This is a genomic window from Cellulomonas sp. T2.31MG-18, assembly GCF_964266755.1.
Taxonomy (GTDB): Bacteria; Actinomycetota; Actinomycetes; order Actinomycetales; family Cellulomonadaceae; genus Cellulomonas.
In genome coordinates this window covers 1,261,993-1,287,648 of record NZ_CAXWGW010000001.1, presented here as the reverse complement: position 1 = coordinate 1,287,648, position 25,656 = coordinate 1,261,993, and the positions used below count along the sequence as shown (strand labels likewise).

Here is a 25,656-nt window from a genome sequence, read left to right as displayed (position 1 = left end):
ACCACCGACCACCCGGCCGCACCCGCCGGGCCCTGGGCTCGCCGGCGCGTTCAGCATCCTGTACGGGCTCCCCCTGCAACTTCGACAATCGATCCCCTCTCAACATCGGTCCGATCCCCGAACCCTCGGCAGCGACTGCCGATCTCGTCGGGGACGGTATGCCGGTTCAAGTAAGAGCCTTCGGCGCGTCCCAGTTCGCTAACCCACAGGCTTCGGCCGCACAAACACGTCGACCGGACCGGCGCCAACGGAGATGGTGGTGCCTCCGGTGGACCCAGCAGCGGAATCTGCTCCGCAGTCCGGGGTCGTAGAGATCGGGTACACCTCCGCGACGGGTTGGCGCCGCGCGACACCAGGCTGCGTGCACAGTTCCACAGCGGCTCCGGCGCCTTGCTCCACCTGCATCGCGAGGGCCAGATGAGGCGGCAGGAACAGGTAGACGTCGCCCCACCGCCCACTCTCGTCTGCCACCACGACGGTGCTCCCCGGCGGCGCCGCTGCTCGAACGGGCTCGAGCGCTCGGATCAGCTGCTGCTGGTCTTCGGCGAAGGTGGTCCACGTCCGGTACCCGGCAACGGCGCCGGCCACGGAGCCGAGCAGGAGCACCGCGAGGACGACCCGGCGCGGCGCAGCCGCGGCGGTGATCGCCGGCGCCGCGACGCAGAGGACGAGCCACGCTGCGAGGCCGACGGGAAGTCCTACACGCTCGGGATCGTGCAGATGCAGCGACGTCGCCGCATAGGCCAGAGCCGCAAGGGGCGCCGACACCGTCGCCACGAGCAGCACCCACGCATCGCGTCGCCCGACGCGACGGGAGAAGCCGAGGTCGAGAACGATGAGTCCGACGATTGCCAGCGCGAGGAGAAGCGCTGGCGTGTGGTGCAGCATCGTGCGCGCGATCGCCACGACCGAGGCGCGGGGATCGGGGAGCCCACCGACGAGCTGGCCTTCGTACGACTGCGGCGAGATCGCCGGGGCGATCACGGCGGACCAGGCCACCACAGCTGCCGCCACGAGGACGGTCGAGCCGAAGACCGCAAGTCGTCGTCGGACACTGGCACGGCCCGTCGCGGTGAGCGTGAATGCACCGATGAGGAGCGCGGCGAGGGGGCCCTCGTAGGTGAGCAGGCCGGCGAGCGGAGCGAGGGTTGCGAGCACCAACCACGCGGCACGCCGGCCTTCAAGGAACCGGACGGCTGCGCCGAGCCACACGACGACGCCGAGCACCGCCACCTGAGCCGGCATGAACCGCAGGATGTCGCCGCCCGCCCACCAAGGATGAACGGCGATCGCCAGGGCGATGCCCCAGCGCAGAGCCCTCGACGAGACCACGGGTGCCAGCGCCCAGGCGGCACAGAGCAGCTGTCCGAGCGCCACCGCCGTCAGCACGGCGTACGGACCGACGAACCCGCCGTTGCTCAGCGCCATCCCGACGAAGTGAGGCAGGAGATGGAGCGGACGGCCGAGGGTCGCCGGGAGGCGTGCGACATATCCTCCGAAACCCTCCTGCTTCCAGGCGAGCGCCAGGCCCCAGTCTTCGAGAAGACCCTGCTGCCACGGGCGGAAGTGAACCACCAGAACGAGCACGGCCGCCGCGACGGGCAGCACCGAGGGACGAAACCGTCGGAAAGAGAATCCGCCTGCGGCTTTCTCAGCCTGGTCGACGGAAATCTCGTCCACGGACATCTCTTCCCCCATCAGCGCCGGCGGCCCCAACAGAATAGCGGCCAGAACAGCGCCCCCTGTGCACAGGTACGCTCGGACCAACCGGGAGCTGGAGGGCATGGCGCGTGGAATCGCCGAGAGTTGTCGTGGTGAATCTCGCACCGTCCCGGGCTCTTGTCCGGCAGTCGGTGCGGTACGCAGAAGCCGCCGGCCGCCCGGTGGCGGTGGTGGACGTCGACGACAGCTACGTCCCCGTCGGCACGGAGCCGGTCCTCCCTGCCCGCGAGCTCGGCGTGTCCCCGCGCACCCTCCACCTGTGGGCAGCCGCACTGGGATCCGAGGGCCTCGCGGAGAAGGTGGGTCCGCACGCGTTGGACGCCGTCCGGCGGCAGCTCGCCGGCGATCTCCAGCTCATGAAGCCCGGGGTGCTCCCGCTTCGGAGCGGGACGCCGGACCACTCCGTGCGCCTGGATGCGAGCACGCTCGCCAGTGCTCGCTCCGTGAGTGCCTCGGAGACCGGCGAGCTCGCGGCTGACGGCGTGCCGGTCAGCAGCGTCGATCTGTCCGGCCTCGATCCAGACCGTCCGTGGCTCTTCGACGCACGGGAGTCGCATCCCTCCGCCCTGATGAGCCGGCACCCAGCGGTCGCGGCCTTCGTGGCGGAGGTTGCAGCACGCGTCCGTGCAGACGAGCGCGCCACGGCTTCCCACGAGCGCTCATGGGACATGTCGACGACGTCGCTCGGCATCCCCCTCGATCGGCCGATCCGGTGGCTGTACGAGAACGCGTCGGCGTCCGGACACCTCGACGAGCTGCCGGACCCCTACGAGGCCGCGGACGCCGAGTCGCTTCGGACCTGGCTGACCACTCCGTCGCTGCCCGGGCGCCCGGCGCGCTACCTGGAGGCGATCCACGGCACCCGGGCAGATCTTCGGGACGCGTTCGTGCAGGTGCCCGGTGGCGACACCGGGGCGTTCCTCGCCTGGGTCGGCGCCCACGCGCGCCTGGAGGGATACGCCGCCGAGATCGTCGAGGCCGCGCAGCGCGTGGCCCCTGAACCGACGCGCCAGAACCGGGGACGTCCCGTGCCAGGGGTGACCGTCGTCGGCTATCTCACCGGCGAGCTCGGCATCGGCGAGTCCGCCCGGCAGCTGGTCAATGCGCTGTCAGCGGCCAAGGTGCCGCACACCACCCGGCCGATCGACCTTCACCTCACGAGCCGCCAGCGAACGACCTCCGCGACGGCGGACGGTCCGCCGTACGACACCACGGTGATCTGCGTGAACGCGGACCTGACGCCCAGCGTCGCGGCGGCGGTGCGCGACCTGCTCCGCCGCAGCTACCGCATCGGCATGTGGTACTGGGAGGTGGAGGACTTCCCGCCGTCCCAGCACGGCGGTTTCGGCGCCGTCGACGAGGTCTGGGTCGCCACCGACTTCATCCGTCGCGCCATCGAGCCGCACTCCCCCGTCCCGGTCCGCACCTTGACCCCATCGCTGCCGCAGCGCGGCGCCGACCCGACCCTGAGCAGGGCCGCGCTCGGCCTCCCCGATGCGCCGGTGTTCCTCTTCTCCTTCGACTACCTGTCCACGGCGGAGCGGAAGAACCCGGTCGGGCTCGTGGAGGCCTTCGAGCGTGCGTTCCGCCCCGGCGAAGGACCCGTCCTCGTGATCAAGTCGATCAACGCGGACAAGCGCGTCGCCGACGCCGAGCGGTTGCGGATCCGGGCCGCGTCCCGGCCCGACGTCCTGCTGCTCGAGGACTACCTGGAACCTGCTGCGCGAGACGCGCTGGTGGCGCACTGCGACTGCTACGTGTCCCTGCACCGGAGCGAGGGGCTGGGGCTCACCATGGCGGAGGCCATGGCGTGGGGGAAGCCGGTCATCGCCACGGGGTACTCCGGGAACCTGCAGTTCATGACCGACGAGAACAGCTTCCTGGTCCCGTGGTCCGCGGGCACCATCCCTGCGGACGCGGCCCCCTACCCGCCGGGAGGCGTGTGGGCGGATCCCGACCTCGACGCGGCGGCGAAGCTCATGCGCCTCGTCGTCGACTCACCCGACGTCGCCGCTGCCCGAGGCGCGGTGGCTGCTCGGGACATCGCCGCCCTCCACAGCGCAGAGGTCGCCGGCCGGGCCGTCGCCGCGCGGCTCAGCGAGCTCCAGGGCGCCCGCAAGGCCCGCGCCCGCCGGTCCTTGACGCGCGCCGCTCGACGTTCAGTCCGCGCCGCCGTTGCTGCCTTCCGCGACGAGCTCCGCTGACGGCGACACAGCCTGCCGGGCGGTGAGGCCGCGGGCCCACGCACGGCCGACCTGGTGCGTCGGCACCTCGACCAGCACGTGGAGCGACCAGGCGGCGGCGAGCACCACCACGGTCGCGCCGAGGACGGCGATCGCGACCGGGACGTGATGGCCGACCAGCACGGAGATCAACGCGTACCCGAGCACCGGGTGCACCACGTAGAGCGGGTAGCTCACATCGGCGAGGCGGGCGAGGAGGCGGTGCGGTCGCCAACGATCGCCTGCGACGACGAGAGCAGAGAAGAGCCCGATCGCGGCGAGGAAGGTGAGCCGGTACCCAAGGTTCGTCGCGACCACCCGAGTGGTGCTGAGGAGCACCACGTGGGTCGCCGCGAGCACTCCGGCCACGGCCCAGGCGGCTCCGCGGCCCACCGCGGCTCTCCGCATGCCCGACAGAACCCCACCGAGCAACATCACCGGGACGAATGGAGCGGCGAGCAGCACGATGTACGTCATACCGCCGACGGCCGAGCCCACCACGACGTGCGGCGCGGGCACCGCCAGCTGGACCAGCACGCACGCGGCCGCGACCACCAAGGGAGCGACCCAGCCGCGGGTCAGACGTCGATAGCCGATCAGGCACACGCCGTAGAACACCATCTCGATGATGAGCGTCCAGACGATCCCGTCACCGGGCGCACGGGCGCCGCTCGCCAGCGCCAGACCCGGGACCATGCCGGTGAGGACGCCGCTGACCGAGAGCTCGTGCCCCGGGTCGCCCATCAGCCGCACCACCGCGACCGTCACCGCGAAGCCGGCCGCATAGGTCGGCAGCACCCGGAGCAGCCGTCCGACCAGGAAGCCGCCGCGTGTGTAGCGCTCCAGGCTGATGGCGATGACGAAGCCGCTCAGCAGGAAGAACAGCGCAACACCGAACGCCCCCAGGTCCACGCCGGAGCGCTCGACGAGACGCGACAGCGCGGGGGCGTGCGCGTCACCCGCGTAGAGCGCGGGGCGGCGGGCGAGCGAAGCAGCGACGTCCTGACGGACCCAGAAGACGACGCCGAAGTGGAAGGCGAGCACACAGCCGGCGGCGATGCCGCGCAGCGCGTTGGCCCACTCGACCCGGTGGCCGGTCACTGCCCGCCGAGCACCCGGCGCACGCGCCCTCCGGCGCGCCGCGTCACCTCACGCACGCCGCCCGCCCGCAGGTAGCCGCGCGCGAGCGCGAGGTCCGACCGGACGGACCGCTTGGGCCCGACGCGGCGACGACCCCGAGCCGCAGGCTGCGGTGCACCGGGGACGGCCAGGTCCGCCGCACGCCGTGGGAAGCGGCAGAAGGTGACGAGTGGCTCGAGAGCACGCTTCCAGACGAACTCGCCGGCCACCGCCCGGACCGCAGCTGCCGCTGCCGAACGTGCGGCGTCGTCGAACAGCATCTCCTCGAGGGCCGCCTCGAGAGCCTCGACGTCCTGCTCCGGCACCGCACGGCCCAGGCCGCGCTCGCGAATCAGGGCGCCGAACGTGTCACCGTCCGTGGCGACGATCGGCAGACCCGCCCACAGGTAGTCGAGGATCCGGGTGCGGAAGCTGTAGGCCGTCTCCACGTGCGCGAAGTGCGTGGAGACACCCAGGTCTGCGTCGAGCAGGTAGTCCGCACGTTCGTCGTACGGCACCCAGCCGTCGTTGAAGAAGATGTGCCGGTCCGTGAGGCCCAGCTCGTCGGCCAGCTGACGCGTCTCCCAGGCGATGCGCATGTCCGGCACCCCCGGGTTCGGGTGCTTGGTTCCCAGGAAGAACAGGCGCACCTCGCCGTGGCGCTCCTTGAGCCGGCTGACCGCCCGCACCAGCGTGAGCGGGTCGAACCAGTTGTAGATGCCGCCGCCCCAGACGATCACCTTGTCGTCGGGCCCGATGCCGGGCACCGTTCCCTTGATCGCGTGCCGCCGCTGGACGGGCGGCTCGTCGCCGATCCCGAACGGGACCACCGCGATGAGGTTGTCCAGCGACGCGTCCTCGTCGTACACCGCGGGGTTGACGCGTCCCTGGCCGGCAAGCTGCCCGAGCCAGAAGTCCCGCTGCTTGGTCGAGGCGCACATCAGGAAGTCGGCGCGGCGCAGCTGCTCGTTCAGGGCGTGCGTGGTGACCGCGAGGGCGTTGCGCCGCCCCTCGGCGCCCAGGTCCTTGGCCTGCTCCAGCTGCTCGAGGTGCATCGGGTCGTAGACGTCCGCCACGATCACCTTGCTGCTCGCCTTGAGCCACGGAGCCGTCTCGAGCAGGAAGCCCTGGAAGACGATGACGTCGGCCCAGTCGGTCGGCTCGCGCAGACCGGTTCCGGCCGCGTACTCCACCGAGAACTCGGGGCTGCTGCGGTGGGCACCGGCTGTGGAGACCAGCCGCACGTCGTGCTCGGGCGCCAGAGCGCTGGCGATCTCCCAGGCTCTGATGGCCGGACCTGCCATCCGGTCGGCCAGAGGCTCGCCGGTGACGACGAGGATGCGGTGCCGAGCGCTGACGTGCTCCGCGATCCCGAAGGCGTCCACCAGGGAGTCGTGAGCGGCGAGGTAGCTCGGCATGCCGTAGGCAGGCTCCAGCGCCTCCCGGAACAGGGGGAACAGGTCGCGGTCGCTTCGCCGACGGCGCGCCTGCAGGTCTCGGCGCGTCTCCATCAGGCTCGGCAGCTGCTCGACCAGGTAGTCGATCGCGTACGGGCCTGTGAGCGCCATCTTCGGGATGTCCAGGGTGCCGACGTCGTCACCACCAGGCGAACGCTGCAGGTCCAGCGCCGTGGCGTCCACGCCGGTGCGCGCGATCGACCGTCGCACGGCCAGTGCCATCGCCGCCGGCAGCGTCCGGGCCAGCGTCTCGTCGTCGTAGTTCTTCACCATCGAGAGCAAGGCGTTGCGCTCGAGCAGGTAGCTCTCGCGGAAGTTGCCGAACTTCTTCATGGTCACGTGGTGCTTGTGGTAGGCCACCGACCCGGGAACGTAACGCACCCGGTGGCCCAGGAGGTTCATGCGCCAGCCGAGGTCGACGTCCTCGTAGAACATGAAGAAGCGCTCGTCGAACCCACCGATCTCGCGGTAGAGCTCGGCGCGCACGAACATCGCCGCACCGGTACCGAACAGCACGTCCTTGGGTGTGTCCCACTCCCCCGTGTCCGGCTTCTCGACCTCGCGCTTGTAGCCCATGCCGAACCACGTGAGCGAACCGTCCACGTAGTCGACCAGGTTGCCGTCCCAGTCCAGGACCTTCGAGGCCACCGACCCGACGGTCGCGTCCTCCTCGAAGGCCAGCACTGCCGCGGAGACCCAGTCGCGGTGCGGACGCGCGTCGTTGTTCAGGAAGGCGACGTACTCGCCCGTGGCGTGGGCCACGCCGAGGTTGCACCCACCCGCGAAGCCGGTGTTCGACCCCGAGTCCACGACGGTGGCTGCCGGCACGGCACGGCGGATGCGGTCGGCCTCGCCGTCGCCCGAGTCGTTGTCCACCACCACCAGCTGGAGGCGGTCCTCCGGCCAGTCGAGCTTCTGCAGCTCCTGGAGGCAGGTGATCGTGTCGTCGGCGCCGTGGTAGTTCACCAGCACCACGGACACCACGCCGGGGCGGACGAGGGGCTCGGGCATCAGCCCTCCTGCAACAGCTCGATGTCGTGGTCCACCATCTTGGCCACCAGCTCGGCGAACCCCACGCTCGGCTTCCAGCCGAGCTCCCGGAGCGCCTTGCCGGCGTCGCCGACCATCAGCGGCGTGTCCACCGGCCGCAGCAGGTCGGGGTCCACCTCGACGTGCTCGCGCCAGTGGTCGCCCGCGCCCGCGCGCCGCAGTGCCGTCTCGGCGAACTCCTCCACCGTGTGTGTCTCACCGGTAGCGATGACGAAGTCGCCGGCGTCCGTGTGCCGTGCTGCGCGGACCATGGCGTCGACGTAGTCCGGCGCCCACCCCCAGTCGCGGCGGGCGTCCAGGTTGCCGAGCGTGATGGTGCCCGCCCCGCTGCGTCCGATCCGAGCCGCGGCGGCCGTGATCTTGCGCGTCACGAACGTCGGCGGCCTGCGCGGCGACTCGTGGTTGAAGAGGATGCAGCTGGTCGCGTGCAGCCCCTTCCCTCGGTAGACGGTCACCATGTGGTGCGCGAACGCCTTGGCCGCGCCGTACGGCGACACCGGGCGTACGGGCGTCGTCTCGTCCTGGGGGAAGACGTCGGCCTCCCCGAAGATCTCGGAGCTGGACGCCTGGACGAAGGCCACGCGCCGGCCGGTCCGCTCCTGCACGGCGAGGGCCGCCTGCAGCATCACCGCGGCGGCGACGCCCGTGAGCTCCGCCGTCGTGACCGGGTGCTCCCAGGAGAAGGCGACCGAGCTGACACCCGCCAGGTTGTACAGCTCGTCCGGCTCGACGTCCTCGACCAGGGCGCGCAGCCCGGCATGGTCCGCGAGGTCGCCGGGATGCAGCACGACCTCCGGGTGGCTGCGCGCGAAGTCGGCTGCCAGCGAGTCCTGGTGGTGCACCAGACCGTGCACCTCGGTTCCCTCGGCGAGCAGCTGCTCAGCCAGGTAGCCGCCGTCCTGCCCGGTGATCCCGGTGACGAGGGCGCGACGCCCGCTCATCCAGCCGTCAGCCGCCGCTGCTCCTGCAGGTCGTTGTCCACCATCATCGCGACGAGCTGCGGGAAGTCGACCTTCCGCTCCCAGCCCAGCTTCTCGTGCGCCTTGGTCGGGTCGCCGATCAGCAGCTCGACCTCGGCCGGCCGCATGAACCGCGGGTCCTGCTTGACGTAGGGCGCCCAGTCCTCGATGCCGACGTGGGCGAAGGCGCGGTCGAGGAAGTCGCGGATCGAGTGGGTCTCCCCCGTCGCCACCACGTACTCGTCGCCCTCGGGCTGCTGCAGCATGCGCCACATCGCCTCGACGTAGTCGCCGGCGTAGCCCCAGTCACGCTTCGCGTCGAGGTTGCCCAGGGTGACGTGGTCCTGCAGGCCGAGCTTGATCCGCGCGACCGCCATCGAGATCTTGCGGGTGACGAACTCCGGACCGCGGCGCGGCGACTCGTGGTTGAACAGGATGCCGCTGGAGGCGTGCATCCCGTACGACTCGCGGTAGTTGATCGTCATGTAGTGGCCGAAGACCTTCGAGACGCCGTACGGCGAACGCGGCCAGAGCAGCGTGGTCTCGCGCTGCGGGACCTCCTGGACCTTGCCGAACATCTCGGAGCTGGACGCCTGGTAGAAGCGGACCTTCGAGACGTCGTCGTGCGCGTACAGCCGCACGGCCTCGAGGATGTTGAGCACGCCCTTGCCGGTGACGTCAGCCGTCAGGTGGGCGTTCTCCCACGAGTACGCGACGAACGAGATCGCACCGAGGTTGTAGACCTCGTCCGGCTGCGCCGTCTCCAGAGCCCGCAGGAGGGACGAGAAGTCCATGAGGTCGCCCGTGAGCAGCTTCACACCGGGGACCGTCTGCTCCACGAGCTCCCGCTTGGGGTTGTTCTGCCCACGGATGAGGCCGTAGACCTCGTAGCCCTTGGACAGCAGGAGCTCGGACAGGTAGAGGCCGTCCTGGCCGGTGATTCCGGTGATGAGTGCGCGGGGCATGATTCCTCTGATCCAGGGGGTTCAGTCGAAGGCACCTTATCGTGCGGCACCCGCGCTGCCGGTCCCAGCGTCGCGGGCCTGCCTTCGGGAGGTCCCCTATGCTCGTCCGGTGCCTGAGTCCGTCTTCCTGTCCTATGCCCAGAACGGCGAGGACGTGGTCCTCTGGCGGGCACTGCAGCACGTCACGGCCGGTCGGTACGTCGAGGTAGGCGCCAACCACCCGTCCGAGATGTCGGTCACCAAGGCGTTCTACGACGCCGGTTGGTCGGGCATCACCGTCGAGCCCGTGCCGGTCTACGCGTCCCTGCACCGCGAGCTGCGGCCGCGCGACACCCTCGTCGAGGCGGCGATCACGGATGCCGACGTGCACACCGTGACGCTCCACGAGATCCCGGGCACGGGCCTCTCGACGCTGGTCGACGCGGTCAGCACGTCGCACGAGGGCAACGGGTGGGCGCACCGCGACATCGAGGTGGCAGCGCGCCGCCTCGACGACGTCCTCGAGGAGCACCTCTCACCGGACGAGCCCATCCACTTCCTGCTCATCGACGTCGAGGGCGCCGAACGGTCCGTGCTCGCCAGCGTCGATCTCCACCGGTGGCGCCCGTGGGTGCTCGTGGTCGAGGCGACCAACCCGCTGAGCCCGGAGCCGAGCCACATGGCCTGGGAGGACGGGGTGCTCGCGGCCGACTACCGCCTGTGCCTGTTCGACGGCCTCTCCCGCTTCTACGTGGCCGCGGAGCACGAGGAGCTGGCGGCGGCGCTCTCGTACCCCGCCTGCCCTCATGACGTCTACGACACCAGGGTGGCTCGCGACGCACGCGAGGAGCGCCGCGAGCTGCTCGACGAGGTGCTGCGATGGCGCGCACTGGCTCTCGAGGGATGGGCACGCAGCGCGACGCCGCCGTCCGACGACGAGGCCGAACGGCTGCGGGCCGAGCTGGCCGCGATGCGCGCGACGATCTCGTGGCGAGTCACGGCCCCGCTGCGGTCGGTCCGTTCGCGCACTCGGGGCTGATCGCGTGTCGAGATCCCGCAACCTCGGCCCGTCCTCCATCGACTCGAACCGCGAGGCGATCGAGCGCGACCGCCTCTGCTGCCTCGCGCAGCGCCTGCGCGCCGCAGCGGAGGTGTTGCTCGACACCCTGCCGGAACGCGACCCGGAACCCGCTCGCGACGCCGCCCAGCTGCTGCCCCCGCTCGCCGCCCATGTGCGCACGGCCTCGCCAGCCGAGCTCTGGCTCGTGCTCACGGCCGTGGTGGGCGCGTACCCCAGCCCGCAGGACCAGGCCTGGGCCCGGCGGGCGATCGAGTTCGCAGCCGACCGGACCGATGTCGAGCTGCTGCTCCTGGAGCACGCCCGGCAGGCCGCCGCAGCGCGGACGCTGCCGCCCATGGAGATGGACGTGGTCAGCGACGCGGTGGTGGTCGAGGCGGACTTCTCGGCGCGCAACGACAAGCAGACGGGCATCCAGCGCGTTACGCGGCAGGTCAGCGCGCTCTGGTCCGAGCGGCACTCGCTCGTCCTGGTGGCCTGGGCGCCCGGTCATGCCGGCCATCGACGGCTCACCGAGCGCGAGACGCATCGGGTTCTGCGGCACGGTGAGCCGTGGGCCGGAGACGATGCCGCGCCGACCGGGCTGCCCAGGCTGTGCGTGCCGTGGCGGTGCACGCTCGTCCTGGCAGAGGTGCCCCCGTCAGCCGGCGCCATCCCCCTGTCCGCGCTTGCCGAGTCCTCCAGCAGCACGGTCGTCGCGATCGGCTACGACGCGATCCCGGTCACCAGCATCGACCTGCGCCCGCTCGCGGACGCGACGACCTTCGTGCGGTACCTCAGCATGCTGAAGCACGCGCGGCGGATCGCCGCGATCAGCGTGTCCTCGGCCACCGAGTTCCAGGGCTTCGCGTCGGCACTCGCGGCGCAGGGCATCGCCGGTCCCGAGGTGGTCGAGGTGAGCCTGGCGACGGAGGTGGTACGTCGGGAGTCGACCGCCGGCGGCGACCGTCCCCTGCTGCTCTGCCTCGGGAGCCACGAACCGCACAAGAACCACCTCGCCGTGCTGCACGTCGCCGAGGCCCTGTGGCGGGACGGCCTGGACTTCGAGCTGCACTTCGTGGGCGGACCGGGCTGGGACGTGCGGGCGTACGACGCAACGGTGGCGCGCCTTCTGCGGGACGGACGCCCGATCGTGGACCACGGCGTCCTGCCGGACGAGGACATGTGGTCGCTCACGGCGTCCGCGACCGTCACGGTGTTCCCCTCCCTGCACGAGGGCTTCGGCCTACCCGTCGCGGAGTCGTTGTCCTGCGGCACACCTGTGGTGACCACCGACTACGGCTCGACCCGCGAGATCGCCACCGCCGCGGGCGGCTGCCTGCTCGTCGACCCCCGCGACGACGACGAGCTCGAGGCGGCGCTGCGCCGCGTGCTGACGGAGCCCGAGCTGCTGGAGCGACTCCGGGCCGAGGCGCGGGCGTACACGCCCAAGTCGTGGAGGACCTACGCGGACGAGCTGTGGGACGCGCTCGTCGTCGAGGAGGCAGCACGATGACCGTCCTCGCCAAGGCCCGCCGTCGGTCCCGGACGCCGTCGCCAGCACCCGTCCGGATGGCCCTCCTCGCGACGACGCTCGAGGGCCACAAGGTGGAAGCCGCGCACGCGCGCACCGTCCTCGAGGCGCATCTGACGACGCCGCGTGACGATGTCGTGTGGCTGACGCTCGCCGTGCTGTCCGGCGCCCTGCCGACGGCCGACGAGGTGGTCACCGCGCGACGGGCGGCACGGTTCGGCGGTCCCCAGGCCGTCATCGACGCGGCCATGGAGCTGGGGCACCCGGAGGACCGCGCCGCCATCGTCGAGGTCGTCAGCGGCCCGGTGATCGACATCGAGCACCTCGCGCGCACCTCCCTCGGGACCGGTATCCAGCGGGTGACCAGGGAGACGATGCGGCACTGGGTGGCGCGTCACGACCTGCACGCTGCGGGCTGGCACCTGGACCACCGGGCGATGCGACCGCTGACGGCGCCCGAGCTCGGCCGCGCCCTCGGCGGTTCGGTGAAGGGCCGTCCGTCGGTGCCCCACCCTCCGAAGGAGCGGCGGGTGCTGGTCCCGTGGCAGGCGACGTACGTGCTGCCGGAGGTGGTCCTCGAGGAGGGGCGCACCCGGCGCATGCAGGCGCTGCTGCGCTTCTCGCGCTCACGTGGTGCGGCGATCGGATTCGACACCGTGCCGCTGACCTCCGCCGAGACGGCCGCCGACGACGTGCCGCCGCGCTTCGTGCTCGAGCTGGCAGCGCTGCGGCACGCACACCGGATCGCGACCATCTCGGGAGCCGCCGCCTGCGAGTACGAGGGCTGGCGGACGATGGTGCGCAGCATGGGCCTCGAGGGACCGGAGATCAGGGAGATCACCCTGGCCGTGGAGGCGGTGACACCCGATCCGGCGGCGCTGGCAGAGGCGTCCGCCCGGTACTGCGTCCCGACGCTACCCATGGTGCTCTGCGTCGGCAGCCACGAGCCGCGCAAGAACCACCTCGCAGTTCTGCATGCCGCCGAACGCCTGTGGCGCGACGGCGTCGAGTTCTCGCTGGTCTTCGTCGGCGGCAACGCCTGGAAGAGTGAGGGCTTCTCGCGGCGGCTGGCCGAGCTCGCGGCCGCCGGCCGTCCGGTCGAGTCAGTGCTCGGGCTGTCCGACCGGCTGCTCTGGGCGCTCTACGCGCTGGCCCGCTGCACCGTCTTCCCGTCGCTCAACGAGGGCTTCGGGCTGCCCGTTGCGGAGTCGCTGGCCAGCGGCACGCCGGTGGTGACGTCGAGCTTCGGCAGCATGCTCGAGATCGCGGAGGGTGGCGGTGCGCTCACCGTCGACCCGCGGGACGACGCCGCGGTCGCCAGCGCGATGCGCGCCCTGCTCACCGACGACGTCCTCCACCACGAGCTCGTGGCCCAGGCGCGCGGGCGTGCGGCGCGGACGTGGCAGCAGTACGCCGAGGAGACCTGGCAGTACCTCGTCGCGACCAACCGGTGACGGCCTGGCAGCCGGAGCGCTGCCGGACCGTCACACCGGTCGGTCACCCGTCAGGACGGGTAGCGGACCTGCGCCCTGTTCCAGTACTCGATGCTGCCGCCGATGAAGCCCGGGACCTGGAAGTCACCGGCACCGTTCATGTACGGCAGCCACGTCGAAGCACCCGTCGGGTCGAGGTGCCGGCCGAGGTACTGGACGTAGTAGGCGTCGAGCCGGTGCAGCCCCGCCTCGCTGGACTTGGCGATCCCCGTGACGGTCCGCACCCGGCCCTGGGTGAGCGCCACCTGCGTCCACTGGGCAAGCTCCGACGGTGCGGCGGTCCGGCCCAGGATCGAGGCGTACATCGCGCCGACCCAGGTAGCCGTGTCGCCGCCGCCCAGCACGTTGAGCGACTCCTGCGACGCGTAGATGCCGATCTGCAGGTCCGACACCCCGGCGCCGCGCTCCAGGTACCCCACCCAGTTGTTGAGGCCGTCGGTCTCCGGCTCACGACCGAGCGCCGCGCGGTACTGGGCGCTCACCAGCGTCACCAGCCGCTCCTTGGAGTACACGATCCCGTTGGCCACGACCTGGCCGTTACCGGTGGACTGCACGGTGGCCGTCCAGCCTGCGAGGCCCGTGGGGTCCGGCGCCCGGCCGAGAACGTCCTGGTAGAGCGCCTGCACCACGGCCTGCGCCTGGCCGGGGGTCACGCCGGTCACGGCGAACCAGTCCGACCTGAACGTGCTCGTCCCCATCGCGTTGCGGAAGCCCGCGCCGCTGTATGTGTGGCTCGCACCGCTGCCGTCCACGACCTGCACCTGCAGGACCCGTCCGCCGAGGTCGCCGAGCCCGTTTCGCTGCGTGACGTTGATCGCGCTCACGCCGGAGATCCCCAGGCGCGCGGCGATGTCGGTGGCGCTGATGCTCGTGGACCAGTTGTGGTACGGGTTGTACGAGACGGCGTCGCCGAGGTCCTCGACGGCCGGGAACGTGCCGGCGACCGTCCAGCCGCCGGTCGAGGAGCTGAACTCGGTCCGGGCGATGCGCCCGCCCGCCATCATCACCTGCCCGAAGGTGTTCGCGACGGCGACCTCCGAGCGAGAGTCCTCGATGATCGTCAGGTTGCCTGCCGCCACCGAGCTGGGACCGTCGACCGACGACCTGGTCGTGCCCATGAACACCTGGCACGACGTGGTGTCGCAGATCACACCTGGCGCGGAGCCCGGCGTCGTCCCGGCGAGCGCGTAGCTGCGCGCGGCGACGGCCTGCGCCATGAGGGCCTGCATGCCCTTGCCACCGCCCAGGTCGCCCCAGGACGCGGGCGACTCGCGCGGCACGACCCCACGGACGTAGTCCTCCACACCGAGGACGTTGTAGGTCCGGGGACCCCCCGACCCGCCGGCAGCGACGAGCACGCCGCGGTACCCGTAGGAGACGCCGCTCTCGCAGGTCCGCACGAGGTGCGGGCTCGTCTGGTCGGGCGACGCGATCACGGCGTTGCCGCTGCCGGTCGTGAAGGGCTGCCAGCTGCCCGACGGTGAGCAGCCGCTCGAGCTCAGCGCCGTGTAGTTGCCGGACGCGTCGAAGGAGACCTGGAGGTAGGAGTACCCCGTCGTCGGGTCCGCCGGGACCGCCACGCCGTTCACGCTGAGCCGGTAGCCCTGCACCACCGTGGTGCGCCCGTCGAAGCGGGTCAGGTCGACGGTGATCAGCGGGTTCTGCCCTGTGGGCGTCAAGGCGGTGCCGCCGTAGTAGTGGCCGACGATGTCCTGGTAGCCCCACCCGTAGTTCAGGGCGTAGCCGAGCGCGCCGTACTGGCCCATCCCACGTCCGTGCCCGTATCCGTGGCCGGTGAACCCGTAGTTGCCGATCGGACTGGTGACCGTCGGCAACGACTGCTCGGTCGCCGCCAGCGCGGGGCTTCCTGCGCCCACCAGCAGCGCGGTCGCTGCCAGGACGACCAGCGGTCGGACAAGGGCATGCCTGGCAGACATCGAGATCCTCTCGGTACGGCGTGTACTCTCCATCGTCGCACTGACGGCCGCCCTTGAGCCCTTCCCGCGACCGGTGTGCCGCACGGGCGGGTACTGTGTGCTGGCAGTCGTCGGCACGGCCGACAGGATGGATGTTGGGAGCCGATGACTATCGAGAGCCAGTCGCGCGCGGAGCGATTGGCAGCCGAGCCGATGCGCCCGGCCGGCCCGCGCCCCGGGTTCGTCACCGGTACCTGGCGTTCTGTGGCGGACCTGCACGCGCACCGCGAGCTCCTGGACCTGCTGATCCGCCGTGAGCTCAAGGCCCGCTACAAGGACAGCGTCCTCGGGTTCTTCTGGAGCCTGGCGAAGCCGCTGGCGATGCTGCTCGTCTACTACGTCGCCATCGGCAAGTTCCTCGGCGCCGAGCAGGTCCCGGGCCGACCGGGCGGCATCCCGGGCTTCGCGATCTTCATCTTCTCGGGCCTCACTGCCTGGCAGCTGTTCAGCGACATCGTGGTCGGTGGGACGGGTTCGATCGTCGCCAACTCCGGACTCGTCAAGAAGGTCTACGTCCCTCGCGAGGTCTACCCGCTGAGCGTGGTGGGCGCGGCGCTGTTCAACTTCGCGATCCAGATGGTGATCCTGCTCGGGGCGACGGTGCTGATGGGCGAGATCCCGACCGGTCGGCGGTGGGGATACTTCTTCCTCGCACTCGCCGTGCTGATCGTGTGGTCGACCGCCGTCGGCCTGCTGCTCGCCGCCGTCAACGTCTACCTGCGGGACGTGCAGTACCTCATCGAGATCCTGATCATGATCCTGATGTGGGCGTCGCCGATCCTGTACGCCTGGAAGTTCGTCGGCAGCCACATCAAGGGCCTGCTGCTCGACCTGTACCTGTCGAACCCGATGACCCTCGTGGTCCTGGGCTTCCAGCGGTCACTCTGGGTGGCGGGGTCCGACGAGCCGTACCCCGCCGGTCTCGGCAAGATGCTGGCGGCCGCGCTCGCGGTGTCTGTGCTCGCGCTGTGGATCTGCCAGCGGGTGTTCGCACGGCTCCAGAGCAACTTCGCGCAGGAGCTGTGATGTCCACGCCCGTCATCGACATCAGCGACGTCTCGAAGCGGTTCGTGATCCGCAAGGAGAAGTCCCTCAAGGAGCGTCTGGTCAACTTCGGCCGCTCCAACCTGCACAAGGACGACTTCTGGGCCCTCCGGGACGTCAACGTCACGATCGGCTCCGGCACGACGGTCGGGCTGATCGGTCCCAACGGCTCCGGCAAGTCGACCCTGCTCAAGCTGATCGGCGGGATCATCCAGCCCAACACGGGCTCGGTCCAGCTGCGTGGCCGCCTCGCTGCCCTTCTCGAGCTCGGCGCGGGCTTCCACCCGGACCTGACAGGACGCGAGAACGTCTATCTGAACGCGGCCATCCTCGGCATCTCGCGTGCGCAGACGGATCGCTACTTCGACGCGATCGTCGACTTCTCCGGCATCGAGCCGTTCATCGACACGCAGGTGAAGTTCTACTCCTCCGGCATGTACGTCCGGCTCGCCTTCTCGGTGGCGGTCCACGTCGACCCCGACATCCTGCTGGTCGACGAGGTCCTGGCCGTCGGTGACGAGCCGTTCCAGCGCAAGTGCATGGAGCGGATCCGCGGCTTCCAGCACGAGGGCCGCACGATCGTGCTGGTCACGCACTCGCTGGACCAGGTGGCGGAGCTGTGCGACCGGGCACTCGTCCTCGAGCGCGGGCGCGTCGTGGCCGACGGGGAGCCGCAGCAGGCGCTCCGGGTGCTCCGCGCCGACTTCGAGTCCACCCGGCAGAACGAGATCGAACGGGCTCAGGCGCGAGCGACCGCAACCGCCGCGGGTGCACTCCCTGCCGGCCGCATCGGGTGGGCCGCCGTCGTCGACGACCGGACCGGCGAGCAGGTGACGGAGGTCCGCACCGGGGACTCGATCCGGGTGCGCGTCCAGGTCGAGCCGGAGGGCTCCCTGTCCGACTGGGTGCTGGGAGTGGGGCTGCAGACGGCGATGGGTACCACCGTCTTCGGCACCAACACCCAGCTTCTCGACGTCGAGACGCCGCCGCTCGACGGCCCGGCGATGTTCGACTTCCGCCTGCCGGACATCAACCTCGGCGAGGGGCTGTACACCGTACGTGCAGACCTCGTCGGCAGGGACGGCCACGAGATCCACCGGGTGCTCGAGGCGACCAGCCTGCAGGTCCAGGGTGACGGTCGGAGCCAGGGCCCCCTCGCGGTGGACTCCACGTTCCAGCGCGCCTGAGAAGAGACACCCCGCACGGCGGGTCACCGTCCCGCGCGATCCGCGGCGGTGACCAGCGCCGTCACTTCACGAGCGCGTCCACCTTCGCGTCGACCTCCGGGTCGGGGCACAGCGGTGTCCCGAAGGCCAGCTGGAAGTCCGTGATCGCGTTGGTCACCACAGCCTTGCGGTAGTAGTCGGGCCACGGACGCTCGGCGAACGCCAGCACTGCGGCACAACGCGCCGCGGACGGGACGTTGTCGTCGGACGCGACCCGGGAGAGCTGGTGGTTGACGGTGTAGGCGCTCGCGCTGATGCCGCCGAGCTGCCAGTTCAGGGGCACCTGCACCATGGCGAACGCGCCCACCACGATCAGGAGGGCAGGGGCGAGCCGGGCAAGGCCCCGGGCGTGCGCGACGACCACCCAGGAGATGAGGAGCGCGGCGCTCACCACCCCCACCGAGTAGTAGAGGTACACCTGTCCCGGTATCTGGATCTCCTCGATGTACTTCGGGGTGAACGCCTGCGTGGCCGTGGTGAGCGCCCAGCCGACGCAGATGCCGACCACCAACGGGAGCCATGACCACCCCGCCGGCTCCGGGAGAGGCGTAGCGGAACGCCACGCGACAGCCAGCACACCGAGGCCCACGACCATCGCCAGGCCGAGGGCCAACGAGGTGAGGGTCAGCGCCGCCCCGCCCGCGTTGCTCAGGAGGAACGGGAGGCCGCCGCCGGGAAGGGCACCCACCATGGCCGCCCACCACGTCGCCAGCCCCCGAGGGCCGAACGCGACGGCTGTTCCCGTGTAGTTGCTGACGTCGGAGGGGATGGCGAGGTATCGGCCCAGCACGAAGACGACGGCTGGCAGCACGACGCCCGCCAGGGCGAGCACGACCACACGGCGAACCCCCGTTCGGTCACCGCGCCGCCGCGCCCGCACGCCCACCAGCAGGTACACGGCAGCTGCCCCGGCGACCATGCCGGTCAGCTCCTCGTAGTACAGGACCGCGATCGAACCGACCACGGCGACCAGGAGCACATCGACCCACCCAGCGCGTCCCGGCACGGTTGCGCGCAGGGCCAGGCCCAGAACCAGGAAGCCGATCGCGGCCGAGCCCCAACCGGCCATGGCGAACGTGCTGACGGGGTCGTTCGTCCACGGGTGCAGCTCGAGCGAGACGGCCACAACCCCGGCGACCAGCGCGAACGCACGCGGCAACGTCAGGCGCTCCACGACGCGGCTCGCGGCCGCGTGGCGGACGCCCCAGACGAGGACGGCCGCCGCGGCCAGGACCGTCAGCCAGAGCAGCACAGCCCCGCCCGCGACGTGGTAGCGCTGCGGACTCATGCCCGTGCTCGACGAGAAGGCGAAGGCGCCGAAGTGGTAGAGCGCACCGATCGCCTGGCCGACCGGGTTGAAGTGCCCAGCCTTCATCCCCTGACCCCAGCCGAACGTCAGAGCACGCCAGGCGCTGCCGTGCGCGAGCGCGTACGTCTCGAAGTAGGCGTGCAGGTCGTCTCCGAGGATCGGGACCCGGGCCACTGGCAGCAGCGCCAGGGCGATCAGGAAGGTGCCGAGGGCCCACCAGCCGGCGGTACGGACGAGCCTCATGCAAGTGACTCCGGGGCGGTCGGAGCCGCGGGGGACTGAGCGCGGCTGAAGTGATGGAGCAGGTAGAAGACGCCGGCGACGATCGCGCCGAGGACCCCGATCACGAGGGTCATCGCACGCAGGTCCGGCAGCACCTGCCGAGCGAGCACCCACTGCGCGACCGACGCCGCCAGCAGCACGACGAGCGCGCGCCTGGAACGCGAAGCCGTCAGGCGGATGAGGAGGCCCTGCGAGAGCGCCCACGGCACGTACGCGAGCGCGAGCGCGGGCAGCAGGCCCACGGCATCGGCGTAGCCGGAGCCGAAGAACAGGCGGATGACGAAGCCGCCCAGGATCGCGAGCGCGCCGGCTCCGAGCAGTCCGGTCCCCAGCACGGTGAGCAGCACGACGTTCACACCGAAGCGCATCGCCCCGTGGTCCTCGCGACGGTTCACGAACCGCGGCAAGAGGTACAGCGAGAGCGTCGTCGGCACGATGAGGATCAGCTTCGCCAGCACGGCCGCTGCGGCGAACATGCCGGCCGGGTGCTCGGGCGCGCCGGTGCGCACCAGCATGACGTCGATGTTGGTCAACCAGGCGAAGGCCAACGTCAGCCCGATGAGCACGACGCTGTTCCTGGTGAACGCCGACGTCGACGTGCGCAGCCCGGCACGGTCCGCCTGGATCGCGGCTGCGAGCGCTGCAGCACCGATCGCGAGGAGGACCGCCACGAGGATCGAGACGGCTCCGAGACCTGCCAGCAGCGCGACACCGGCCAGCACGAGCCGAAGCACCTGCGACGCCGTGGACCAGCCCGCCACCGCAGTCGCGCGCCCGGCACCTTGCAGCCTCCCCTGGGCGACGGAGAACAGGAAGCTCGGGAGCACCGTGGCGGCCGCAAGCAGGACCGCCATCACGCTGGTGCCCAGCCGGCCGCTCAGCGGACCCGCCAACGCGGCGACCACGAGCGCGCCGCCGCCGCCGAGAGCGACACCCTCCACCATCGCGCCGTCCCACCGCCGAGGAGCAGCGGGTGCGTCCGGTGCACCGCTGAGCGTCCGCGCGGTCGCCACAGCGACGGAGTTCTGCAGCGCCGAGGCGCCGATGGCGGCGATGTTGACGATGGACAGGAACGCAGCGAGCAGCCCGAACGCGGCAGGACCCAGACCTCGCCCGGTCAGGGCCTGGAACAGCGTCGAGGCCAGGATGCCGACGACGCTCACTGCGCCGACCGTCGCCAACGGTGCCGCGTGCCGCCGCAGGTAGCCGAGGCGCATGGCGCGTCGCTCGTTCACGCGACGTCCCGATGGTGGTGCTGCCCCAGCACGTGACGGCGTCGGGCGACCGCCACGAGGTCACGCAGCGCCTCCAGCGCCGCACCCGGACCCATCGTCGAGGTGAACTCGTACTCGAGCACGACGGGCGCCTCGACCACCCGCACGTCGTGGTCGACCAGCCGGGCGAGCAGCTCGAGGTCGAAGGCGAAGCCGCGGGAGGAGCAGTGCGCCAGCGCCTCGGCGACGGCGTCCCGTCGCATCGCCTTGATCCCGGTCTGCGTGTCACCGAGGTTCAGGCCGATCACGAGCCGCGTGGCGAGCCGGAAGGCTCGACTCGCGACGCGCCGGGTCAGCGGGTAGGCCACCTGTGACTCCGGATGGACCTTCGAGCCGACGACCATGTCCGCCTCGCCGGCCTCGATCCGCGCGAGGTAGCCAGGGAGCACGACGGGATCGAGGTCCATGTCGCCGTCGAGGAACGCGACGAGGGGGTGGGTACCGGCAGCGAAACCGGTCTGCAGGGCGTGGCCCTTGCCCTGGTTCGGCTGGTACTCCACGATGCGCACCTCGGTGCGTCCGATGCCCCTGGCGAGCTCTGCGGTGCGGTCGGTGCACCCGTCGCAGACGACGACCACCTCGAACTCTCGGCCGGCGTGGTCAAGCACGTCGAGGAGCCGGGTGAGCGCCGGCACGATGCTCGCTTCCTCCTGGTAGGCGGGCACCACCACGCTGACGGCTGCCGACTCAGTCCCCATAACCCCGCCTCACCAGGTCCTCCACGACGATCTGCGACGGCGAGACACCGTCGTCCTGCGGGACCGTGCGAAGCGACTCGACGTCGCCGAGGAACTCTCGCAGCACCCCCATGTCCCAGCCCGACAGCAGGACGTTGACGCCGAGGCCCTCGCCCCGCTCGGTCGCTCGACGATGGACGAGGGTGGGCACGCCCAGCATGGCCGCCTCCTCCTGCACCCCGCCGCTGTCCGTCACGATGAAGTCGGCTCCGGCGATCAGCTGCGTGAAGCTGGCGTGCGGCATCTTGTCCACGACCCGCACGCGGTCAGGCGGGAGCGTTGGCAACACGGCCCCCAGCGAGTGCCTCGCGAGGTCGTCGACCACCATCACGACCGGGGACCGGCTCTCGGTGACGATGGTCTGGAGCGTCTGCCGGACGAGCGACCCGTTGCCGAGGAACTCGAAGCGGTGCAGCAGCACGACGCCGTACGTCTCCCCCGTCCCCGCGTCCGAGGCGCCGCGGACGCGGTCACGCACGGCGTCGATCACGGTGTTGCCCCCGGTCATCACGACGTCGCGACCCGCCAGGTGCCCAGCCGCCACCTCGGTCGGCGCATAGTGGACGGTCGCGAGCCGGCCGACGATGCGGCGGTCCAGCTCTTCGGGGAACGGGTGCCGCCAGCTGCCGGAGCGCAGACCGGCCTCCACGTGGGCGCTGTCCATCCGCATCGAACGCGCCAGCAGGGCGCCGACGACGCTCGTCATCGTGTCCCCGTGGACCACCACGACGTCCCGCCCGCGCCGACCCCGAAGCGTCCGACGGTTCCGCAGCGCCCACCGGCCGATCTGCCCGAGCCACGCGACGACGTCGAGCGGCCCGCGCAGGGGTCGGCCGCCCCGGCCCACCGCGAGCACGTGGTCGGGGTCGGGCACGCCCAGGCCGGGCAGGGCGTCCAGAACGGTGTCGGCCTGCTGCAGGGTGACCCACTGCTGGAACGGGACACCGCGCTGCTCCAGCCGGCGCATGACCGGTGCGAGCTTGATGGCTTCCGCCGTCGTCCCGTAGCAGAAGACGATCATCGGGCCACCGTCCCCGTCCCGACGGAGAGCGCGGCACGGTGCACGAGCAGGCCCCGCAGCAGACCCAGCCAGTACGGCAGGACGAACACCGGGAGATAGGCGACGTACGCAGCGAGCCCACGACGGGAGCAGCCGTGGGCGGCAGCCACCGCCGCCGGCGCGAGCACGGCCAGGAGTCCCGCCACGACCAGCCATCCGATCAGGGCCCAGGCTCCCGCTGCAGCCAGCCACCAGAGGAGGGCCAGAGCCACCAGCGGCGCCACGCCGAGCCCGACCAGCGCCGCGGACCATCCCAAGGAGATCCCGCCGAAGCTGTCCACCAGGAAGGTTCCACGGCCGAGGCTGTGCCGCACGAACGCACCCGTCGAGGTCCGCGGCCGGTACACCGCACGGAAGCCGGGGTCGAGATGGATCGGCGTGCGGGCCGCGATGCCGCGGATCACCTTCGTGTCGTCGCTGGCCAGGGCGGCGTCCCCGGTCGGCCATGCCTCACGGCACGCCTCGATGAGGACCTCGCGAGGAGCGAGGAACACGCCGGTGCCCTTCGGGTACCGGTTGTAGTCCTGGATCCCGAAGCTGACCGGCCTGGGGCTGCCGAGCCATCCGCCCCAGAAGACGTGCACGGGGACCTCCCAGAAGTGCCCGACGAGTGGCGCCTGCGGATCCGTCACGGCATGGCCGTTCCAGACGGTCAGGGCCGGGTCGGCCGCCATCGCCGTCTCCACGGTGACCAGCGCGTCTCCGTCGAGAAGCACCCGGCTGTCGAGCAGCAGGACCAGGCGGCCTGTCGCCTCCTGCATCCCCGCCCACCGGGCCAGGAACCGGCCCTTGTTCGACTGGCGGACGAGGTGGAGCGGCACCGGGAACGAGGCCGCCAGCTCGCGGACGAGCGCGTCGGTGCCGTCGGTCGACCCGTCGTCCACGACGACGACCTCGGCGCGCCATGACGTCCTGGCCAGGGCAGCCGCGCAGGCCGCCAGCGTCGAAGGCAGGTAGGGCTCACTCTGGTAACTGGGGATCACCACCGAGAGGTCCGGGGCAGGGCTAGGCACTCGGAACTCCCCTTCACGGCTGACAGACGGCCCCGCGTGCGGCGCGGAGCCCGCGGAAGTCTACCGGGGCACGGGAACGTCGAGCGGATCCGGGGGTCCCGGAACGTCACGGGAAGCGGCTGACCGCCCGAGAGAGGTACTCGTCGCTGCCGATGATCATGGCCCGCAACGCGTCCTCACCGTTCGCCTGCCAGTACGGCGCCCAGGTGGACAGTCCGGTGGGGTCCGCAGAACGCCCGAGGTAGATCCCGAAGGCCTCGTTCACGCGCCGCTGCGCGCTCTCCAGCGACCGCCACACCCCGTTGCTCACGATGCCTCGGCCGCGGCTCGGGATCTGGCTGACCCAGGAGCTGACCTCGGAGGCCGCCGGCGCCCGGCCGAGGATGTCCTGGTAGAGCCGTGCGACGTACGCCGGGTCGGTCCCGCCCGCACGGGCGTAGTACTCGTCGCTCTGGATCAGCTGGCCACGCAGGTCCTCCACCCGGAGGCGTCCGGACATGATCGCCTGGCTCCAGGTCGCCAGCCCGGTCGGGTCCGGGGTCCGGCCCAGGATCTGCGCGTAGGCCTCGACCACCCGCCGGTTGACGTACTCGGCGCTGTGCGCGATCTGGTCACCCAGCGCGCTCGCCCCGGTGCCCGCCATCAGTGCGGCGGTCCATGTCGACAGACCGGTCGGATCGACGGGCCGCTGCAGCATGTCGCTGTACAGCGCCTGCACCAGTGGCTCCGAGAACGCGATCTTGCTGGCGCGATCACGGATCCATGCGAGCGTCGAGTACGCCCCGTCGCCCGGGCACGAGGTGTAGTCGACATCACGGTGGCCCATCACGACGGGTTCCGTGACGGTCGTGCCCGTCGTGGTGGTCGGCCACCGCGACGTCTCGCCACCGTAGGTCGTGTAGGTCATCATCCCGCCCGGGTTGCGGCCGTACGCCGCGAGCCGCCAGCCGATGAGCTCGGCGAGCGCCTCCTGCGTCGCAGCGGAGGGGACGAGGCTGGTGTAGTCGCCGAGGATCGCCACGCCGAGCGTCCCGGTGTTGAAGCCGCCGGCGTGCACACCGATGACCGGCTCGGTCTCGCTGTTCGCCCGACCCTCGTAGATGTTTCCCCACTTGTCGACGACGAAGTTGTAACCGAGGTCGCACCAGCCGCGGACGTTGATGTGGTACGCCTGGTCGTTCCTGATCATCTGCTCGGCCTGCGCGACCGTGGTGTAGCTGTTGGTGTCGGCCGTGTGGTGGATCACGGCACCCACGAGCGTCGACGCCACGGCCGGTGTGCAGGCCTCCGGTGCCGCGCCCCACTGGTCCCGGCTGATGATGGTCGGCGCCGCCACGGCAGACGTCGCGAGAGCGGCCGCAGGTCGGGCGGACGGGGCGTGCGAGACGGCGCCCGAGGGCCTCCAGACGGCCGGCTGCGCCTGCGTCGTCGCGGCCTTGGACCCGACGAGCGCGACCTTCACATCGGTCATGGCAGCGGTGCTCTTCGCGGCGAAGCCGACCTGCACCGCGTCGACCGAGCCGATCCAGACGGAGTCGGTGCCGGACCTGCCGCGGGCGGCCTCGGCCGAGCCGGGATCCGGGGCGCTGTCAGGCTGCGGCACAGGCTGCCAGCTCGACCAGGTGTCGCCCACCTTCGTGCGGATCTGAGGCTGCAGCGTCGCGACGTCCTGGCCGGCCGGCCAGGTGATGCCGACCGTCTGGACCGACGTCGTGTCGATGGGAGCGGTCTCGACGACGCCGCTCGGGTCCTTCGCCGCCGCGACGACCGGCGCGGACGGCGCGACGGGCGGCGCATCGGACGAAGCGGCCGAGGGTGCGCCCGACGGGGACGCCGAGGGCGACGCCGTCGGTGACGCCGCGGCCGAGGGCGTCCCCGTGCCGGTCGAGCCTGCCGGGGACACGGCGACCGCCATCTGGTTCACCGTCACGGGGTCCGTCGGACCTCCTCCGCTGACTCCTTCGACGGTCGGCGCCGCGGGTGCCCCCTGCTCCAGCGCCCCGGCCGAGGACGGCGCCTGCCCTCCGGACGTGTGCTGCTGCCCGTCGACGATCGGCCCCGATACCAGGAGGGCCAGGGCCACGATGAGTGCGAACGGGACGACGGGCTGGTGCATGGCTGATCCTGACGATGGCCGGGGCGGTCACAAGGAGATTCGGTCGATCACCCGGTCGGGTC

Annotated in this window: 18 protein-coding genes; 6 read left to right on the top strand and 12 right to left on the bottom strand. The window is 71.2% G+C overall.

The window, feature by feature from the left end; translation table 11 throughout:
- Window positions 1-198 precede the first annotated feature (198 nt).
- Window positions 199-1,686: a hypothetical protein gene (locus ACFQTY_RS05990; RefSeq protein WP_378098535.1), complete on the bottom strand. Its 1,488-nt coding sequence runs from the start codon at window positions 1,684-1,686 to the stop codon at window positions 199-201.
- A gap of 128 nt (window positions 1,687-1,814) precedes the next feature.
- On the opposite strand from ACFQTY_RS05990, the gene ACFQTY_RS05985 reads away from it, so the two are divergent.
- On the top strand, window positions 1,815-3,926 hold the full coding sequence (locus ACFQTY_RS05985) for a glycosyltransferase (RefSeq protein ID WP_378098533.1): 2,112 nt from the start codon (window positions 1,815-1,817) through the stop codon (window positions 3,924-3,926).
- On the opposite strand, the gene ACFQTY_RS05980 is transcribed toward ACFQTY_RS05985, so the two are convergent.
- Genes ACFQTY_RS05980 through ACFQTY_RS05965 form a run of 4 tightly spaced genes read right to left on the bottom strand, consistent with a single transcriptional unit; the run spans window position 3,882 to window position 9,494 of the window.
- Window positions 3,882-5,045: an acyltransferase family protein gene (locus ACFQTY_RS05980; RefSeq protein ID WP_378098531.1), complete on the bottom strand. Its 1,164-nt coding sequence runs from the start codon at window positions 5,043-5,045 to the stop codon at window positions 3,882-3,884. The two genes, ACFQTY_RS05985 and ACFQTY_RS05980, sit on opposite strands and share 45 nt — an antisense overlap.
- Window positions 5,042-7,531, bottom strand: coding sequence for a glycosyltransferase (locus ACFQTY_RS05975; RefSeq protein WP_291759288.1), 2,490 nt, complete (start codon window positions 7,529-7,531; stop codon window positions 5,042-5,044). The genes ACFQTY_RS05980 and ACFQTY_RS05975 overlap by 4 nt, the downstream gene beginning before the upstream one ends.
- Entirely contained in the window at window positions 7,531-8,511 is a 981-nt protein-coding gene (locus tag ACFQTY_RS05970) for a GDP-mannose 4,6-dehydratase (protein WP_291759291.1), read from the bottom strand. The genes ACFQTY_RS05975 and ACFQTY_RS05970 overlap by 1 nt, the downstream gene beginning before the upstream one ends.
- The gene (locus ACFQTY_RS05965; RefSeq protein ID WP_378098528.1) at window positions 8,508-9,494 is read right to left on the bottom strand and encodes a GDP-mannose 4,6-dehydratase; all 987 of its coding nucleotides are present in this window, start codon (window positions 9,492-9,494) and stop codon (window positions 8,508-8,510) included. Before ACFQTY_RS05965 ends, ACFQTY_RS05970 begins: the two co-directional genes overlap by 4 nt.
- A gap of 109 nt (window positions 9,495-9,603) precedes the next feature.
- Here ACFQTY_RS05965 and ACFQTY_RS05960 point away from each other — a divergent pair, with 109 nt between their 5' ends.
- Genes ACFQTY_RS05960 through ACFQTY_RS05950 form a run of 3 tightly spaced genes read left to right on the top strand, consistent with a single transcriptional unit; the run spans window position 9,604 to window position 13,518 of the window.
- Window positions 9,604-10,512, top strand: coding sequence for an FkbM family methyltransferase (locus tag ACFQTY_RS05960; protein WP_291759297.1), 909 nt, complete (start codon window positions 9,604-9,606; stop codon window positions 10,510-10,512).
- Window positions 10,513-10,516: 4 nt separating this feature from the next.
- Window positions 10,517-12,046 (top strand): glycosyltransferase family 4 protein, encoded by a 1,530-nt coding sequence (locus ACFQTY_RS05955; RefSeq protein WP_378098525.1) that lies wholly within the window; start codon window positions 10,517-10,519, stop codon window positions 12,044-12,046.
- The gene (locus tag ACFQTY_RS05950; protein WP_378098523.1) at window positions 12,043-13,518 is read left to right on the top strand and encodes a glycosyltransferase family 4 protein; all 1,476 of its coding nucleotides are present in this window, start codon (window positions 12,043-12,045) and stop codon (window positions 13,516-13,518) included. The genes ACFQTY_RS05955 and ACFQTY_RS05950 overlap by 4 nt, the downstream gene beginning before the upstream one ends.
- Window positions 13,519-13,568: 50 nt before the next feature.
- On the opposite strand, the gene ACFQTY_RS05945 is transcribed toward ACFQTY_RS05950, so the two are convergent.
- The gene (locus ACFQTY_RS05945; protein ID WP_291759308.1) at window positions 13,569-15,494 is read right to left on the bottom strand and encodes a DUF4214 domain-containing protein; all 1,926 of its coding nucleotides are present in this window, start codon (window positions 15,492-15,494) and stop codon (window positions 13,569-13,571) included.
- A 144-nt stretch (window positions 15,495-15,638) separates the two neighbouring features.
- Here ACFQTY_RS05945 and ACFQTY_RS05940 point away from each other — a divergent pair, with 144 nt between their 5' ends.
- Window positions 15,639-16,559: an ABC transporter permease gene (locus tag ACFQTY_RS05940; RefSeq protein ID WP_291759311.1), complete on the top strand. Its 921-nt coding sequence runs from the start codon at window positions 15,639-15,641 to the stop codon at window positions 16,557-16,559.
- Window positions 16,559-17,764: an ABC transporter ATP-binding protein gene (locus ACFQTY_RS05935; protein ID WP_378098521.1), complete on the top strand. Its 1,206-nt coding sequence runs from the start codon at window positions 16,559-16,561 to the stop codon at window positions 17,762-17,764. Before ACFQTY_RS05940 ends, ACFQTY_RS05935 begins: the two co-directional genes overlap by 1 nt.
- A 61-nt stretch (window positions 17,765-17,825) precedes the next feature.
- On the opposite strand, the gene ACFQTY_RS05930 is transcribed toward ACFQTY_RS05935, so the two are convergent.
- The 6 genes from ACFQTY_RS05930 to ACFQTY_RS05905 form a co-directional block, all read right to left on the bottom strand.
- Window positions 17,826-19,355, bottom strand: coding sequence for a hypothetical protein (locus ACFQTY_RS05930; protein WP_291759315.1), 1,530 nt, complete (start codon window positions 19,353-19,355; stop codon window positions 17,826-17,828).
- Complete coding sequence (locus ACFQTY_RS05925) at window positions 19,352-20,629, bottom strand: lipopolysaccharide biosynthesis protein (RefSeq protein ID WP_291759318.1); 1,278 nt, start codon at window positions 20,627-20,629, stop codon at window positions 19,352-19,354. Before ACFQTY_RS05925 ends, ACFQTY_RS05930 begins: the two co-directional genes overlap by 4 nt.
- The gene (locus ACFQTY_RS05920; RefSeq protein ID WP_291759320.1) at window positions 20,626-21,366 is read right to left on the bottom strand and encodes a glycosyltransferase family 2 protein; all 741 of its coding nucleotides are present in this window, start codon (window positions 21,364-21,366) and stop codon (window positions 20,626-20,628) included. The genes ACFQTY_RS05925 and ACFQTY_RS05920 overlap by 4 nt, the downstream gene beginning before the upstream one ends.
- Complete coding sequence (locus ACFQTY_RS05915) at window positions 21,356-22,426, bottom strand: UDP-N-acetylglucosamine 2-epimerase (RefSeq protein ID WP_378098517.1); 1,071 nt, start codon at window positions 22,424-22,426, stop codon at window positions 21,356-21,358. The genes ACFQTY_RS05920 and ACFQTY_RS05915 overlap by 11 nt, the downstream gene beginning before the upstream one ends.
- Complete coding sequence (locus tag ACFQTY_RS05910; protein ID WP_291759326.1) at window positions 22,423-23,478, bottom strand: glycosyltransferase; 1,056 nt, start codon at window positions 23,476-23,478, stop codon at window positions 22,423-22,425. The genes ACFQTY_RS05915 and ACFQTY_RS05910 overlap by 4 nt, the downstream gene beginning before the upstream one ends.
- Before the next feature lie 106 nt (window positions 23,479-23,584).
- Window positions 23,585-25,594, bottom strand: a complete 2,010-nt coding sequence (locus ACFQTY_RS05905) for a DUF4214 domain-containing protein (RefSeq protein WP_378098515.1) — start codon at window positions 25,592-25,594, stop codon at window positions 23,585-23,587.
- Window positions 25,595-25,656: the final 62 nt, after the last annotated feature.

Coding starts and splice junctions, on each gene's coding strand:
- ACFQTY_RS05905 (WP_378098515.1), bottom strand. CDS start 25,594: ATGCACCAGCCCGTCGTCCCGTTCGCACTCATCGTGGCCCTGGCCCTC.
- ACFQTY_RS05950 (WP_378098523.1), top strand. CDS start 12,043: ATGACCGTCCTCGCCAAGGCCCGCCGTCGGTCCCGGACGCCGTCGCCA.
- ACFQTY_RS05975 (WP_291759288.1), bottom strand. CDS start 7,531: ATGCCCGAGCCCCTCGTCCGCCCCGGCGTGGTGTCCGTGGTGCTGGTG.
- ACFQTY_RS05970 (WP_291759291.1), bottom strand. CDS start 8,511: ATGAGCGGGCGTCGCGCCCTCGTCACCGGGATCACCGGGCAGGACGGC.
- ACFQTY_RS05940 (WP_291759311.1), top strand. CDS start 15,639: ATGACTATCGAGAGCCAGTCGCGCGCGGAGCGATTGGCAGCCGAGCCG.
- ACFQTY_RS05915 (WP_378098517.1), bottom strand. CDS start 22,426: ATGATCGTCTTCTGCTACGGGACGACGGCGGAAGCCATCAAGCTCGCA.
- ACFQTY_RS05930 (WP_291759315.1), bottom strand. CDS start 19,355: ATGAGGCTCGTCCGTACCGCCGGCTGGTGGGCCCTCGGCACCTTCCTG.
- ACFQTY_RS05990 (WP_378098535.1), bottom strand. CDS start 1,686: ATGTCCGTGGACGAGATTTCCGTCGACCAGGCTGAGAAAGCCGCAGGC.
- ACFQTY_RS05965 (WP_378098528.1), bottom strand. CDS start 9,494: ATGCCCCGCGCACTCATCACCGGAATCACCGGCCAGGACGGCCTCTAC.
- ACFQTY_RS05935 (WP_378098521.1), top strand. CDS start 16,559: ATGTCCACGCCCGTCATCGACATCAGCGACGTCTCGAAGCGGTTCGTG.
- ACFQTY_RS05920 (WP_291759320.1), bottom strand. CDS start 21,366: ATGGGGACTGAGTCGGCAGCCGTCAGCGTGGTGGTGCCCGCCTACCAG.
- ACFQTY_RS05945 (WP_291759308.1), bottom strand. CDS start 15,494: ATGTCTGCCAGGCATGCCCTTGTCCGACCGCTGGTCGTCCTGGCAGCG.